Source organism: Micromonospora humidisoli (assembly GCF_016900955.1).
GTDB classification, from domain to species: Bacteria; Actinomycetota; Actinomycetes; order Mycobacteriales; family Micromonosporaceae; genus Micromonospora; species Micromonospora wenchangensis.
Map to the genome: position 1 here is coordinate 481,637 of NZ_JAFEUO010000002.1, position 14,950 is coordinate 496,586.

Genomic DNA, 14,950 nt, shown 5'->3' on the forward strand with positions numbered 1-14,950 from the left:
CCGGCACCTTTCCCAGTTCCAAGCCCCAGGAAGTGACATGCCTCCGAAGAAGAAGCTCGTCAAGACGTTCACGCTTCAGCTGAAGGCGGGCCAGGCGACCCCGGCGCCGCCGGTGGGCCCCGCGCTCGGTCAGCACGGCGTGAACATCATGGAGTTCTGCAAGTCCTACAACGCGCAGACCGAGTCCCAGCGGGGCGACATCGTCCCCGCCGAGATCAGCGTCTACGAGGACCGCTCCTTCACCTTCGTCCTGAAGACCCCGCCCGCCGCCCGGCTGCTGCTCAAGGCCGCCGGTGTGGAGAAGGGCTCCGGCGTGCCGCAGAGCCAGAAGGTCGGCTCGGTGAGCCAGGCCCAGGTGCGCGAGATCGCCGAGAAGAAGATGGTCGACCTCAACGCCAACGACGTCGACCAGGCTGCGAAGATCATCGCCGGTACCGCCCGGTCGATGGGCATCGTCGTCAACGACTGACGTCCGTCAGTCCCCAGACCAGTTCGTGGGAGGGCGCGCGTCGACCGCGGCCCGCCAGAGACCACAGGAGTAACCCGAGATGCAGCGCAGCAAGACGTACCGCAAGGCCGCCGAGGCGATCGACAAGTCGAAGCTCTACACCCCGGCCGAGGCGGTCAAGCTCGCCAAGGACACCACCAGCGCCAAGTTCGACGCCACGGTCGAGGTCGCCATGCGCCTCGGCGTCGACCCCCGCAAGGCGGACCAGATGGTCCGCGGCGTGGTCAACCTGCCGCACGGCACCGGTAAGACCGCCCGCGTGATCGTCTTCGCCGCCGGCGCGAAGGCCGAGGAGGCCGTCGCCGCCGGTGCCGACGAGGTGGGCACGGACGAGCTGGTCGCCCGGATCCAGGGCGGCTGGCTGGACTTCGACGCGGCGATCGCCACGCCGGACCAGATGGCCAAGATCGGCCGGATCGCGCGGATCCTGGGCCCGCGCGGCCTGATGCCGAACCCGAAGACCGGCACCGTGACCATGGACGTCACCAAGGCCGTCTCGGACATCAAGGGCGGCAAGATCACCTTCCGGGTGGACAAGCACTCCAACCTCCACCTGATCATCGGCAAGGCCTCGTTCTCGGAGACCCAGCTGATCGACAACTACGCCGCGGTGCTGGACGAGGTGCTCCGCGCCAAGCCGTCCGCGGCCAAGGGCAAGTACCTCAAGAAGGTCACCCTGGCCACCACGATGGGTCCGGGCGTCCCGATCGACCCGAACGTGGTGAAGAACCTCCAGGAGACCGCCGTCGAGGGCTGATCCCGACCGCTCCCGCGCAGGGGCCCCGCCACGCACCGTGGCGGGGCCCCTGCCGTGTGTCGGGCTGTGGCAGGCTCACCCCCATGCGACTGGAGGACGTCCGGCTCCGGTACCGCCGGAGCGGCCCCTGGGTGTTGCGCGGCGTCACGGCCCGCCTCGACCCGGGCGAGGTGGCGGTGGTGCTCGGCCGTAACGGGGCCGGCAAGTCGACCCTCCTGCAACTCTGCGCCGGGGTGCTGCGTCCGGTCCGGGGCCGGGTGGTCGACCGTCCCCACCGGGTCGGCTGGGTGCCCGAGCGGTTCCCCGCCGACCAGCCGTTCACCGTGACCCGCTACCTCACCGCCATGGGCCGGGCCGCCGGCCTGGGCCGGGCCGACGCCGACCGGGCCGTCGACAGGTGGACCGACCGGTTGGGCCTGACCCCGTTCCGTACGGTCCGCCTGCCCGACCTGTCCAAGGGCACCGCGCAGAAGGTCGGCCTGGCCCAGGCGATGCTGCGCACCCCCGGCCTGCTGGTCCTCGACGAGCCCTGGGAGGGGCTGGACGCAGCCGCCCGCGGCCTGGTCCCGGAACTGGTCGACGAGGTGCTGACGGCCGGGGGAGCGGTCCTGGTCAGCGACCACCGGGGCGAGACGGTCCGGCTGCCCGGGGCCCGGCACTGGACGGTCGCCGACGGTCTGCTCACCGATGAGCCGGCCACGGGTGACGCGGCCGTCGCCGTGGTCGAGGTCGCGGTGCCGGCCGCGCGGGTGGCCGGCACCGTCGCCCGGTTGCGCGCCGACGGCCACCGGATCCTGCGGGTACGCGAACCCGCCGGCACACCCCCACCGGCACCCGTCCCACCCGTCGGAGCCGGGTCGGCGGGCGAGCCGGCGCGGGACGGCCGGGCGGGGGAGGGGGCCCGGTGAGCGCGCTGGTGCGGATGCGGTTGGCCGGTTTCCTGCGTACCGGACGGGCGCTGGCACCGCTGCTGGCCGGCCTGCTGGCCCTCGGCATCCTGTACGGCGGCGGCCGGGCCCGCCCGGCGGAGGCGTACGGCGTCAGCGCGGTCGTGCTCTTCCCCGTGCTGGCCTGGCAGACCAAGATCCTGCTGGACGTCGAACCGGACGTGCAGCGCCGGCTGGCGCAGGTGCTTGTCGGCCCGGTCCGGGAGCGGTGCGCCGGGCTGTTCGCGGCCGTCCTCGCCGGGCTGGGCACGGTGCTGGTCGCGCTGGTCTTCCCGTGGCCGGTCGGCGGGGTGGCCGCGCCCGGTCCGGGTGATCCGCCGGTGGTGGCGGCGTTGGCCCTCGGCCTGTGGGCGCACCTGCTCGCCCTGCTGCCGGCGGTGGCCCTGGGCGCCCTGGCCAGCCGGGCGCTCACCCGCAGCGCCGGGTACGGCGTGGCCGTGCTCGCCGTGGGCGCGGTCGGCACCCTCGCGCTGGGCCTGCGCGGCTCGGTGGCGCCCTGGCTGGTGCCGCCGGTGCTGGCCACCGCGCGGGCGCTCGCCGGTTCCCTGCCCGCCGGCACCGCGCTGCTCCTGTCGGCCTGGGCGCTGGTGTGGGCGGGGGTGGCGTTGGCCGGCTACGTCCGGTGGCGGCGGGTCCGTCCGTGAGCAACGGAGGGCGATTTGGTGATGGCCGGGCCGTCGCGTAACCTGGTGCGGTAGTTCCACCCAGAGACCGCTGGTCACCGTGCCCCGGCACGGTCGAAGGCTCCGCGACGACGGGCGACCCGCGCAGGGCGGTAAGCGTAATACGGTTCCTTTCCGTGGTCCGCCGACCATGGTGATCGGTCCGGTCCTCGCCCCGCGCGCCCTGCGCCGGGGCTTTTTCGTTGTCGTGAGGCCTCCGGCGTCGTCGCAGAGTTTCGTGCCGCGCGACGGCGACCAGCTCCGAGTAACGAGAGAGGAGGGACATGGCGGACAAGCCGATCCGGGCCGACAAGGCCACGGCCGTCGCTGAGCTGACCGAGAGCTTCCGTACCTCGGGCGCCGCGGTGCTCACCGAGTACCGTGGTCTGACGGTTTCCCAGCTCACCCAGCTGCGGCGCTCGCTCGGCAAGGAGACCACCTACACGGTTGCGAAGAACACGCTGGCCAAGCGTGCCGCGACCGAGGCGGGCATCTCCGGCCTCGACGAGCTGTTCACCGGTCCTACCGCGCTGACTTTCGTTTCGGGCGACGTCGTCGAGGCGGCGAAGGGTCTTCGCGACTTCGCGAAGGCCAACCCGAAGCTCGTCATCAAGGGCGGTGTGTTCGAGGGCAAGGCCATTTCCGCGGCCGAGGTCACGAAGCTCGCCGACCTGGAGTCCCGTGAGGTGCTGCTGGCCAAGCTGGCCGGCGCGATGAAGGGCAACCTGAGCAAGGCCGCGGCCCTGTTCCAGGCGCCGCTCTCCAAGGCCGCCCGCGCGGCGGCCGCCCTGGCGGACAAGAAGCGCGAGCAGGAGGGCGCCGAGGCGGCCTGAGGCCCCCCGGCGCACCACGTTCTTTAATTTTCATTGCGAGAAAGGACGCCAGACATGGCGAAGCTCAGCACCGACGAGCTGCTCGACGCGTTCAAGGAGATGACGCTGATCGAGCTCTCCGAGTTCGTGAAGCAGTTCGAGGAGACCTTCGAGGTCACCGCCGCCGCGCCGGTCGCGGTTGCCGCCGCGGGTGGTGCCGGTGGCGCCGCCGCCGCGCCGGTCGAGGAGGAGAAGGACGAGTTCGACGTCGTCCTGGAGGCCGACGGTGGCAAGAAGATCCAGGTCATCAAGGTCGTGCGTGAGCTGACCGGCCTGGGCCTCAAGGAGGCCAAGGACGCGGTCGAGTCCGCGCCGAAGGCGATCCTGGAGAAGGTCAACAAGGAGACCGCCGAGAAGGCCAAGGCCAAGCTCGAGGGTGAGGGCGCCAAGGTCACCCTCAAGTGACCTGAGGTCGACCCCTGGGGTCGACAGTGGCGCGTGTCCGGCTCGGGTGAGTCGCGGCACACCACGAACTGAACGGGCGGTGATCCGATACACGGATCACCGCCCGTCCTGCTTGGTGACTCCGGGTATCAGTGGTGTGAGCAGGGTGTTCGCACTCGTGGTGCGACATCGTGGTGACGCCGTGGGTAGCCCGTCCGTGGGAAACCCGTCGAGCAGGCGCTTGGAGCCTCTTGACGTGGCCCCGGCCTGCCAGGCACGCTGACACCAGCAAGACCTTCCGCGCTTGCGACGGCCCCCTCCCGGGTAATGGCTGCGGCAGCACCAGCAGCCGCTCCACCGGGCGGTCCGACAGGAACGTCGTGTTCCGAGCGGCCCGGTGTGACCCCGTTCTCCGGGGTCCCGTGGCGCGTTCCGCGACGACCTGCGGGATGGGCTGGACAGCGGTTAGCCTCTCGGCTACACTGCTAGTTTGCGCTGCCTTCCGACTTGACCCCTGCTCGGAAATGTCCGGTTACGGATATTTCTGGTGGGGTCATTGGAGTGCACGCGTACCAGCCGTTCTGCAGCACCGGTCCTCGGAAGGACGCATCTTGGCAGCTTCCCGCCCTGCGAAGACCAGTCGTACGTCGAGCGCTTTCGCGCCCCGCCGAGTTTCTTTCGGCAGGATCACCGAACACCTCGAGGTCCCCAACCTCCTCGCCATCCAGAACGAGTCCTTCGACTGGCTCGTCGGCAACGAGGCTTGGCAGGGCCGGTCGGCGGACGACCCGCACGCACGCTCGGGTCTCGCGGAAATCCTCGACGAGATCAGTCCCATTGAGGACTTTTCCGGCACCATGTCGCTGTCCTTCTCGGCACCGCGCTTCGACGAGGTCAAGGCCTCGATCGAGGAGTGCAAGGAGAAGGACCTGACCTACTGCGCCCCGCTGTTCGTGACGGCGGAGTTCACCAACAACACCACCGGCGAGATCAAGAGCCAGACGGTGTTCATGGGTGACTTCCCGATGATGACGCCCAAGGGCACGTTCATCATCAACGGCACCGAGCGCGTCGTGGTCAGCCAGCTCGTCCGGTCCCCGGGCGTCTACTTCGACAAGCAGCCGGACAAGACCTCCGACCGCGACCTCTCCAGCGTCAAGGTCATCCCCAGCCGGGGTGCCTGGCTGGAGTTCGACATCGACAAGCGCGACACGGTCGGCGTCCGCATCGACCGCAAGCGCCGGCAGGCCGTCACGGTCCTGCTCAAGGCCATCGGTTGGTCCGCCGAGCAGATCCGCGAGAAGTTCGGCTGGTCCGAGCTGATGATGACCACGCTCGAAAAGGACCACATCGCCGGCCAGGACGAGGCCCTGCTCGACATCTACCGCAAGCTCCGCCCTGGCGAGCCGCCGACCCGCGAGAACGCCCAGACCCTGCTCGACAACCTCTTCTTCAACCCGAAGCGGTACGACGTCGCCAAGGTCGGTCGGTACAAGTTCAACAAGAAGCTCGAACTCGACGTGCCGATCACCACCGGCACGCTCACCGAGGACGACGTCGTCGCCACCGTGGAGTACCTCTGCCGGCTGCACGCCGGTGAGGACGGCTACGAGGCCGACGACATCGACCACTTCGGCAACCGTCGCCTGCGTACCGTGGGCGAGCTGATCCAGAACCAGGTCCGGGTGGGTCTCTCCCGGATGGAGCGGGTCGTCCGTGAGCGGATGACCACGCAGGACGTCGAGGCGATCACGCCGCAGACCCTGATCAACATCCGCCCGGTGGTGGCGGCGATCAAGGAGTTCTTCGGTACGTCCCAGCTGTCCCAGTTCATGGACCAGACCAACCCGCTGGCGGGCCTGACCCACCGGCGGCGGCTGAGCGCGCTCGGCCCGGGTGGTCTGTCCCGGGAGCGGGCCGGCTTCGAGGTCCGCGACGTGCACCCGTCCCACTACGGCCGGATGTGCCCGATCGAGACGCCGGAAGGCCCGAACATCGGCCTGATCGGCGCGCTGTCCACCTTCGCCCGGGTCAACCCGTTCGGCTTCATCGAGACGCCGTACCGGAAGGTCGTCGAGGGTCGGGTCACCGACCAGATCGACTACCTGACCGCGGACGAAGAGGACCGGTTCGTCAAGGCCCAGGCCAACGCGCCGCTCAAGTCCGACGGCACGTTCGCCGAGGACCGGGTGCTGTGTCGCCGTAAGGGTGGCGAGACCGAGGACGTGGTCCCCGGCGCCGTCGACTACATGGACGTGTCGCCGCGGCAGATGACCTCGGTCGCGACCGCGATGATCCCGTTCCTGGAGCACGACGACGCCAACCGCGCGCTGATGGGCGCCAACATGCAGCGCCAGGCGGTGCCGCTGGTCAAGGCGGAGTCGCCGCTGGTCGGCACCGGTATGGAATACCGCGCCGCGGTCGACGCCGGTGACGTGGTGGTGGCCGAGGTCGGTGGCGTGATCGAGGATCTCTGCGCCGACTACATCACCATCCACCAGGACGACGGCCACCGCCGGACGTACCTGCTGCACAAGTTCCGCCGCTCCAACGCCGGCTCCTGCGTCAACCAGAAGCCTGTCGTCTTCGAGGGCGACCGCGTCGAGGCCGGCCAGGTCATCGCCGACGGTCCGTGCACCGACGAGGGCGAGATGGCGCTCGGACGCAACCTGCTGGTCGCGTTCATGTGCTGGGAGGGCCACAACTACGAGGACGCGATCATCCTGTCGCAGCGCCTCGTGCAGCAGGACGTGCTCACCTCGATCCACATCGAGGAGCACGAGGTCGACGCCCGGGACACCAAGCTCGGCCCGGAGGAGATCACCCGGGACATCCCGAACGTCAGCGAGGAGATGCTCGCCGACCTCGACGAGCGCGGCATCATCCGGATCGGCGCCGAGGTCGTCCCCGGCGACATCCTGGTCGGCAAGGTCACGCCGAAGGGCGAGACCGAGCTGACCCCGGAGGAGCGGCTGCTGCGGGCGATCTTCGGTGAGAAGGCCCGGGAGGTCCGGGACACCTCGCTGAAGGTGCCGCACGGCGAGACCGGCACGGTCATCGGGGTGCGGACCTTCTCCCGCGAGGACGGCGACGAACTGCCGCCGGGCGTCAACGAGCTGGTCCGGGTGTACGTCGCCCAGAAGCGCAAGATCCAGGACGGCGACAAGCTCGCCGGCCGGCACGGCAACAAGGGTGTCATCTCGAAGATCCTGCCGATCGAGGACATGCCGTTCCTGGAGGACGGCACCCCGGTCGACATCGTGCTGAACCCGCTGGGTGTGCCGTCCCGGATGAACATCGGCCAGGTCCTGGAGACCCACCTCGGGTGGGTGGCCAAGACCGGCTGGAGCGTGGACGGCGACGACACCGAGTGGAAGCGTCAGCTCCGCTCGATCGAGGCGCACGAGTCCGAGCCGGACACCAACGTGGCCACGCCGGTCTTCGACGGTGCCCGCGAGGAGGAGATCTCCGGTCTGCTCGCGTCGACCCTGCCCAACCGGGACGGCAAGCAGCTGATCGGTTCCTCCGGCAAGGCGCAGCTGTTCGACGGTCGTTCCGGCGAGCCGCTGCCCGACCCGATCGCGGTCGGCTACATCTACATCCTGAAGCTCAACCACCTGGTCGACGACAAGATCCACGCCCGGTCGACCGGTCCGTACTCGATGATCACGCAGCAGCCGCTGGGTGGTAAGGCGCAGTTCGGTGGCCAGCGCTTCGGTGAGATGGAGTGCTGGGCGATGCAGGCGTACGGCGCCGCCTACGCCCTGCAGGAACTGCTGACGATCAAGTCCGACGACGTCCTGGGCCGGGTCAAGGTCTACGAGGCGATCGTCAAGGGCGAGAACATCCCGGAGCCGGGCATCCCGGAGTCGTTCAAGGTGTTGCTCAAGGAGCTCCAGTCGCTGTGCCTGAACGTCGAGGTGCTCAGCAGCGACGGGGTGGCCCTGGAGATGCGCGAGACCGACGACGAGGTGTTCCGGGCCGCGGAGGAGCTGGGCATCGACCTGTCCCGGCGCGAGCCGAGCTCGGTCGAAGAGGTGTAAGTGGTGCGGGTCGGGGGCCGGCTGTCCGGCTCCCGACCCCGCCCGTGATCTAGCTGTAAAGACGACGACATAGGGGACATAGTGCTCGACGTCAACTTCTTCGACGAGCTGCGCATCGGCCTCGCGACCGCGGACGACATCCGCCAGTGGTCGCACGGTGAGGTCAAGAAGCCTGAGACGATCAACTACCGCACCCTCAAGCCGGAGAAGGACGGGCTCTTCTGCGAGAAGATCTTCGGTCCTCAGCGGGACTGGGAGTGCTACTGCGGCAAGTACAAGCGGGTCCGGTTCAAGGGCATCATCTGTGAGCGCTGCGGCGTCGAGGTGACCCGCTCCAAGGTCCGTCGTGAGCGGATGGGGCACATCGAGCTGGCTGCTCCGGTGACCCACATCTGGTACTTCAAGGGCGTGCCGAGCCGGCTGGGCTACCTGCTGGACCTCGCCCCCAAGGACCTCGAAAAGATCATCTACTTCGCCTCGTACGTCGTGACGAGCGTGGACGCCGAGGCGCGTCACCGTGACCTCTCGACGATCGAGAACGAGATCCTCGCCGAGAAGCGGCAGTCCGAGAACAGCCGCGACTCGGAGATCGAGAAGCGGGCCGCCAAGCTGGAGGCCGACCTGGCCGAGCTGGAGGCCGAGGGCGCCAAGGCGGACGTCCGGCGCAAGGTCAAGGAGGGCGGAGAGCGCGAGATGCGCCAGATCCGCGACCGGGCCCAGCGCGAGATCGACCGCCTCGACGAGGTCCTCGACACGTTCCGCAAGCTCGACTCCAAGCAGCTGGTCACCGACGAGCTGCTCTACCGCGAGCTGCGTGACCGGTTCGGCGAGTACTTCACCGGTGGTATGGGTGCCGAGGCGATCAAGGCGCTGGTCCAGAACATGGACCTCGACGCCGAGGCTGAGAACCTCCGCGAGACCATCCGCTCCGGCAAGGGCCAGCGCAAGATCCGCGCGCTCAAGCGGCTGAAGGTCGTCGCGGCGTTCCTGAACACCCGCAACTCGCCGCTGGGCATGGTGCTGGACTGCGTCCCGGTCATCCCGCCGGACCTGCGCCCGATGGTGCAGCTCGACGGTGGCCGCTTCGCGACCTCCGACCTGAACGACCTGTACCGCCGGGTGATCAACCGGAACAACCGGCTCAAGCGGCTGATCGACCTCGGCGCGCCCGAGATCATCGTCAACAACGAGAAGCGGATGCTCCAGGAGGCCGTCGACGCGCTGTTCGACAACGGCCGTCGTGGCCGGCCGGTCACCGGCCCGGGTAACCGCCCGCTCAAGTCGCTGTCCGACATGCTCAAGGGCAAGCAGGGCCGGTTCCGGCAGAACCTGCTCGGCAAGCGCGTCGACTACTCCGGCCGTTCGGTCATCGTGGTCGGCCCCAAGCTGAAGCTGCACCAGTGCGGCCTGCCCAAGCAGATGGCGCTGGAGCTGTTCAAGCCGTTCGTGATGAAGCGGCTGGTCGACCTCAACCACGCGCAGAACATCAAGTCCGCCAAGCGGATGGTCGAGCGGCAGCGCCCGGTCGTGTGGGACGTGCTGGAAGAGGTCATCGGCGAGCACCCGGTGCTGCTCAACCGCGCGCCGACGCTGCACCGCCTGGGCATCCAGGCCTTCGAGCCGCAGCTGGTCGAGGGCAAGGCGATCCAGATCCACCCGCTGGTCTGCACCGCGTTCAACGCCGACTTCGACGGTGACCAGATGGCGGTGCACGTGCCGCTGTCGGCCGAGGCCCAGGCCGAGGCGCGGATCCTGATGCTGTCGTCGAACAACATCCTCAAGCCGGCCGACGGCAAGCCGGTCACCATGCCCACCCAGGACATGGTCATCGGTCTCTACCACCTCACCCACCTGACCCCGGGTGGGATCGGCGAGGGCCGGGCGTTCAGCTCGGACGCCGAGGCGCGGATGGCCTTCGACGCGGGCGAGCTGCACCTGCAGACCCCGGTCAAGATCCGGCTGCGGGACGTGATCGGTGTCGACAACGGCAACGGCGCGGAGCCCTGGGTGGCCCCGGAGGGCTGGGTCGAGGGTGAGCCGCTGACCGTGGAGACCACGCTCGGCCGGGTCCTGTTCAACGAGACGCTGCCGCAGGGCTACCGCTTCGTGAACTACGAGATCCGCAAGGGCCAGCTCTCCGCGATCGTCAACGACCTCGCGGAGCGTTTCCCCAAGGTGGCGCTGGCCGCCACCCTGGACGGGCTCAAGGAGGCCGGTTTCCACTGGGCCACCTGGTCCGGCGTCACCATCGGCATGGAGGACGTCATCGCTCCGCCGCGCAAGCGGGAGATCCTGGAGCGGTACGAGAAGGAAGCCGACCGGATCGACAAGCAGTACCAGCGTGGTCTGATGACCGCCGAGGAGCGTCGCGGCGAACTCATCGAGATCTGGACCAAGGCGACCAACGAGGTCGCCAAGGAGATGGACACCGCGCTGCCGCAGGAGAACCCGCTGTGGAAGATGATCAACTCGGGCGCCCGCGGTAACCTGCTCCAGCTCCGGCAGATCGCGGCGATCCGTGGTCTGGTGGCCAACCCGAAGGGCGAGATCATCCCGCGACCCATCAAGGCGTCGTACCGGGAGGGTCTGTCCGTGCTGGAGTACTTCATCTCCACGCACGGTGCCCGTAAGGGTCTGGCGGACACCGCGCTGCGTACCGCCGACTCGGGTTACCTGACCCGTCGTCTGGTGGACGTCTCGCAGGACGTCATCATCCGCGAGGAGGACTGCGGCACCGACCGGGCGATCCCGATGCAGATCGGCGAGCGTCTGGAGGGTGGCCGGCTGGTCGTCCACGAGCACGCCGAGACCAGCGTGCACGCCCGTACCCTGGCCGACGACATCAAGGGGCCGGACGGCACCGTGGTGGCCCACCGGGGTCAGGACATCAACTCCATCGGGGTCGACAAGATCGTCGCCGCCGGGGTGGAGACGGTCCGGGTGCGCAGCGTGCTCACCTGCGAGTCGAAGCTGGGCGTCTGCGGTGCGTGCTACGGCCGCTCGCTGCCGACCGGCAAGACCGTGGACGTCGGCGAGGCGGTCGGCATCATCGCCGCCCAGTCGATCGGTGAGCCGGGCACCCAGCTGACGATGCGTACCTTCCACACCGGTGGTGTCGCGGGTGAGGACATCACCCAGGGTCTGCCGCGTGTCCAGGAGATCTTCGAGGCGCGTATCCCGAAGGGCAAGGCGCCCATCGCCGACACCCCGGGCCGGATCCGGATCGAGGACGGCGAGCGGTCCCGGAAGATCATCGTGGTGCCGGACGACGGCAGCGACGAGATCGTCTACGACAAGATCTCCAAGCGGGTCCGGCTGCGGACCCACGACGGGGACCACGTCGAGGTCGGCGAGAAGCTCACCGAGGGCACCATCGACCCGCACGAGCTGCTGCGCATCCTCGGCCCGCGCGCGGTCCAGGTCCACCTGACCCAGGAGGTCCAGGAGGTCTACCGCTCGCAGGGTGTGCTCATCCACGACAAGCACATCGAGATCATCATCCGCCAGATGCTCAAGCGGGTGACGGTCATCGACTCCGGCTCGACCGAGTTCCTGCCGGGTGTGCTGGTCGACCGGGCGCTGTTCGAGTCGGAGAACCGCCGGCTCGTCGGCGAGGGTGGCGAGCCCGCCGCCGGTCGTCCGGTGCTGATGGGTATCACCAAGGCCTCGCTGGCCACCGACTCCTGGCTCTCGGCGGCCTCCTTCCAGGAGACCACCCGGGTGCTGACCGACGCGGCGATCAACTCGCGCAGCGACTCGCTGGTCGGCCTCAAGGAGAACGTGATCATCGGTAAGCTCATCCCGGCCGGTACCGGCATCAGCAAGTACCGCAACGTCCGGGTCGAGCCGACCGAGGAGGCGAAGGCCAAGGTCTACTCGATGACCGGCTACCCGGAGACCGACTACGGCTTCGGGCCGGCCAGCGGCCAGGCGGTTCCGCTTGACGACTTCGACTTCGGGTCGTACCGCTGAGCACCAGTTGACGAGGAAGGCCCCCGGCGTCGCGCCGGGGGCCTTCCTCGTCACGGGGCCGGTGCCGGCGGGAAGTGTCAGGTACGGCCGGAGGGCGGGCATGATGGTGGGCATGACGACCGCTGCGGGGCCGCTGCCGTTGGCGCACCAGCCACCACGTCATCCGCTCGACCCGGACCCGGTCCGCGCCACCAAGGCCCGGGCCGTCTTCGCGCTCGGGTTGATCGGGGCGTTGACCGGGATCTTCGTCGGCGGGGTGGTGCCCGCCACGATCGCCCTCCAGTTGGCCCGGCAGGCCCGCCGGGAGGCGTACGCCTCTGGTGGGTTCCTCACCGGCGCGGCCTGGCTGCGGCGGGGGGAGCGGTTGGCCTGGGCGGGCCTGGTGCTGGTCGCGGTCGCGGTGGTGACGCTGGTGGTGATCGGCGTGGTCCGGCTGGCCGGGTCCCCGTACGGGCAGGACTTCGCCCCGAACGTTGACTGACCCGTCGGGGTGATGATCCGGCAGGGGGCACCCGCGGTGCGCGGCGGCGGTAGCCTGGCCGGTGTCCGTCGCGTGACGGTGGACCCAGATCGCGACAGGAGGACCCCGTGACGGAACCGGCGTCGCCGTCGGGAGGCGACCCGGGCGGACCGCCCGTCGGCTCCCCGGAGCCGGCCGCGCCCGGCACCGACGCCGGGACGACCCGCCCGCCCGACCCGTGGGCCGCCGGCCCGTGGGGTGCGCCGTCCGAGCCCGGCCCGGTGCACGGCGCCGGCATCCCGCCGGAGGCCACCCCCCTCGGGTACGCCCCGCCGCCGATGTCCGGGGCCGGCGGCACACCATCGGGTGGCGGGCCGGCCAGCGCTGTGCCGTTCGGTGGTGGGCCGTTCGGTGGTGGGCCGTTCGGCGGTGGGGCACCGTCGGGTGGCGGGCCGTCCTCGTATCCGGGTCCGTCGCCGTATCCCGGCCCGGGTGGGGCGTATCCCGAGACGGGCGCGGCCGGGGCGTACCCGGGTCAGCCGGCGGCCGGGACGGGCTGGCCGACGCCGTCGGGGCACGGACCGGGGCCGCTGCCACCACCGCCGCCGGAGGCCCCGCGCGCACCCAAGCGGGTCGACGCCGTGCCCGGCACCCCCTTCGGGGTGGTGCACCTGGACGTGCCGGCGGTCACCTCCGGGCCGGCGGTGGGCTCGTTGATCGCCGGCATCGGGTCGATCCTGGTGTCGTTCCTGGTGATCTGCTTCGGCGTCGGGGGAGCGCAGCTCGGCGGCGCCTGGGCGGCCGGCGCGTTCACCGTGCCGGGGGTGCTGGCCGGTACGGCGGCGATCGTCGCCGGGCTGCTGGCCCGCCGGCAGATCCGCCGGGCCGCGCCACCACCGGCGGTGCGGTTCACCGGTCGGGGCCTGGCGACGGCCGGGATCAGCTGCGGCGGGGTGGGGCTGGTGCTCAGCCTGCTGGGCCTGGGGCTGGCGTTGCTGGTGCAGTTGGCGTGACCCCCGTCGCCCGGGGGTGACGGGCTGCAGCGCACGGCAGCCGGTACACTGGACAGCCTAGGGGCCCGTCACGGGCGAGCAGGCAGGGCGCACGGCGCGACCGACGGAGTTCTGAGACCCGGCGGACCAGCCCGTTTTGACCTGCGAGGCTGTGGTAGGTACTCTTTCCCCTTGCGCCCGGGCATGCCCGGGCGACTCGTGCGTGCGCGGGATCCGGATTGATCCGGAGATCGAGCGGCCGTACGACACAGTCCACAGGACCCGGCGGGCGGACGACCACGCGCCGGTGACAGAAGCCGGTGCCACCCGCGCGAGCGACGGCACCGGGACCGCGAACCGGGCGACACACCCGACCGCGGGTACCGGGACCGCCGCGAGGCGGACCCGGTCGGAATGTAGGAGAGTCGGCCACCAGGTCGGCTAACGAGCAGACGGCGCGGTCGCGTGACGCGGCCGAAGGGAGCGGAGAAACCCGGTGCCCACCATTCAGCAGCTGGTCCGAAAGGGCCGCCAGGCCAAGACGACCAAGACCAAGACCCCGGCGCTGAAGGGATCCCCTCAGCGGCGCGGTGTGTGCACCCGCGTGTACACCACCACCCCCAAGAAGCCGAACTCGGCGCTCCGCAAGGTCGCGCGTGTCAAGCTCAGCAGCCAGATCGAGGTGACCGCCTACATCCCGGGCGTGGGTCACAACCTTCAGGAGCACTCGATCGTGCTCGTTCGCGGCGGCCGGGTGAAGGACCTCCCCGGCGTGCGTTACAAGATCGTCCGCGGCTCGCTGGACACCCAGGGTGTCCGCAACCGCAAGCAGGCGCGCAGCCGGTACGGCGCGAAGAAGGAGAAGAGCTGACATGCCGCGTAAGGGACCCGCTCCGCGGAAGCCGCTGGTCGCTGACCCGGTGTACAACTCGCCGCTGGTCACCCAGCTGGTCAACAAGATCCTGATGCGCGGCAAGCGGCAGCTCGCCGAGCGCATCGTGTACGCCGCCCTGGAGGGCTGCCGCGAGAAGAGCGGCACCGACCCGGTCGTCACCCTCAAGCGCGCGATGGACAACGTCAAGCCGACCCTGGAGGTGCGCAGCCGCCGGGTCGGTGGCGCCACCTACCAGGTGCCGGTCGAGGTCCGTCCGGCCCGGGCGACCACCCTCGGTCTGCGCTGGCTGGTCACGTACTCCAAGGCCCGCCGCGAGAAGACCATGGTCGAGCGGCTGATGAACGAGCTGCTCGACGCGAGCAACGGTCTGGGCGCCGCCGTCAAGCGGCGCGAGGACACCCACAAGATGGCGGAGTCCAACAAGGCCTTCGCGCACTACCGCTGGTAACAGCCTGGTT

At 69.9% G+C, this 14,950-nt stretch carries 12 protein-coding genes; all 12 read left to right on the forward strand.

The annotated features are described in order from the left end of the window. The first annotated feature begins 37 nt into the window (after nucleotides 1-37). A complete protein-coding gene (rplK, locus tag JQN84_RS07620) occupies nucleotides 38-469 on the forward strand; it encodes a 50S ribosomal protein L11 (protein WP_204957687.1) in 432 nt (143 codons plus the stop codon). A 79-nt stretch (nucleotides 470-548) separates the two neighbouring features. Beyond that, a complete protein-coding gene (rplA, locus tag JQN84_RS07625; protein ID WP_204957688.1) occupies nucleotides 549-1,265 on the forward strand; it encodes a 50S ribosomal protein L1 in 717 nt (238 codons plus the stop codon). A gap of 83 nt (nucleotides 1,266-1,348) precedes the next feature. Next, on the forward strand, nucleotides 1,349-2,173 hold the full coding sequence (locus tag JQN84_RS07630) for an ATP-binding cassette domain-containing protein (RefSeq protein WP_204957689.1): 825 nt from the start codon (nucleotides 1,349-1,351) through the stop codon (nucleotides 2,171-2,173). Further along, a complete protein-coding gene (locus JQN84_RS07635; RefSeq protein ID WP_204957690.1) occupies nucleotides 2,170-2,856 on the forward strand; it encodes a hypothetical protein in 687 nt (228 codons plus the stop codon). The genes JQN84_RS07630 and JQN84_RS07635 overlap by 4 nt, the downstream gene beginning before the upstream one ends. A gap of 302 nt (nucleotides 2,857-3,158) precedes the next feature. Continuing rightward, nucleotides 3,159-3,707, forward strand: a complete 549-nt coding sequence (rplJ, locus tag JQN84_RS07640; RefSeq protein WP_088644793.1) for a 50S ribosomal protein L10 — start codon at nucleotides 3,159-3,161, stop codon at nucleotides 3,705-3,707. Between the two features lie 54 nt (nucleotides 3,708-3,761). Further along, complete coding sequence (gene rplL / locus JQN84_RS07645) at nucleotides 3,762-4,151, forward strand: 50S ribosomal protein L7/L12 (RefSeq protein ID WP_088644794.1); 390 nt, start codon at nucleotides 3,762-3,764, stop codon at nucleotides 4,149-4,151. Between the two features lie 590 nt (nucleotides 4,152-4,741). After that, nucleotides 4,742-8,173, forward strand: a complete 3,432-nt coding sequence (rpoB, locus tag JQN84_RS07650) for a DNA-directed RNA polymerase subunit beta (RefSeq protein WP_204957691.1) — start codon at nucleotides 4,742-4,744, stop codon at nucleotides 8,171-8,173. Nucleotides 8,174-8,254: 81 nt separating this feature from the next. Next, complete coding sequence (locus tag JQN84_RS07655) at nucleotides 8,255-12,145, forward strand: DNA-directed RNA polymerase subunit beta' (protein ID WP_088644796.1); 3,891 nt, start codon at nucleotides 8,255-8,257, stop codon at nucleotides 12,143-12,145. A 112-nt stretch (nucleotides 12,146-12,257) separates the two neighbouring features. Then, the gene (locus JQN84_RS07660; protein ID WP_204957692.1) at nucleotides 12,258-12,626 is read left to right on the forward strand and encodes a hypothetical protein; all 369 of its coding nucleotides are present in this window, start codon (nucleotides 12,258-12,260) and stop codon (nucleotides 12,624-12,626) included. Between the two features lie 620 nt (nucleotides 12,627-13,246). Further along, complete coding sequence (locus tag JQN84_RS07665; RefSeq protein WP_145923052.1) at nucleotides 13,247-13,618, forward strand: DUF4190 domain-containing protein; 372 nt, start codon at nucleotides 13,247-13,249, stop codon at nucleotides 13,616-13,618. Between the two features lie 475 nt (nucleotides 13,619-14,093). Next, entirely contained in the window at nucleotides 14,094-14,468 is a 375-nt protein-coding gene (gene rpsL / locus JQN84_RS07670) for a 30S ribosomal protein S12 (protein ID WP_007465318.1), read from the forward strand. A gap of 1 nt (nucleotide 14,469) precedes the next feature. After that, nucleotides 14,470-14,940, forward strand: coding sequence for a 30S ribosomal protein S7 (gene rpsG / locus JQN84_RS07675; protein ID WP_088647009.1), 471 nt, complete (start codon nucleotides 14,470-14,472; stop codon nucleotides 14,938-14,940). The last annotated feature ends 10 nt before the right edge of the window (nucleotides 14,941-14,950 follow it).

What these genes read in the sequence shown, in the direction of transcription:
- rplK (WP_204957687.1), top strand. Translation starts at nt 38, where the DNA reads ATGCCTCCGAAGAAGAAGCTCGTCAAGACGTTCACGCTTCAGCTGAAG.
- rplA (WP_204957688.1), top strand. Translation starts at nt 549, where the DNA reads ATGCAGCGCAGCAAGACGTACCGCAAGGCCGCCGAGGCGATCGACAAG.
- JQN84_RS07630 (WP_204957689.1), top strand. Translation starts at nt 1,349, where the DNA reads ATGCGACTGGAGGACGTCCGGCTCCGGTACCGCCGGAGCGGCCCCTGG.
- rplJ (WP_088644793.1), top strand. Translation starts at nt 3,159, where the DNA reads ATGGCGGACAAGCCGATCCGGGCCGACAAGGCCACGGCCGTCGCTGAG.
- rplL (WP_088644794.1), top strand. Translation starts at nt 3,762, where the DNA reads ATGGCGAAGCTCAGCACCGACGAGCTGCTCGACGCGTTCAAGGAGATG.
- JQN84_RS07660 (WP_204957692.1), top strand. Translation starts at nt 12,258, where the DNA reads ATGACGACCGCTGCGGGGCCGCTGCCGTTGGCGCACCAGCCACCACGT.
- rpsG (WP_088647009.1), top strand. Translation starts at nt 14,470, where the DNA reads ATGCCGCGTAAGGGACCCGCTCCGCGGAAGCCGCTGGTCGCTGACCCG.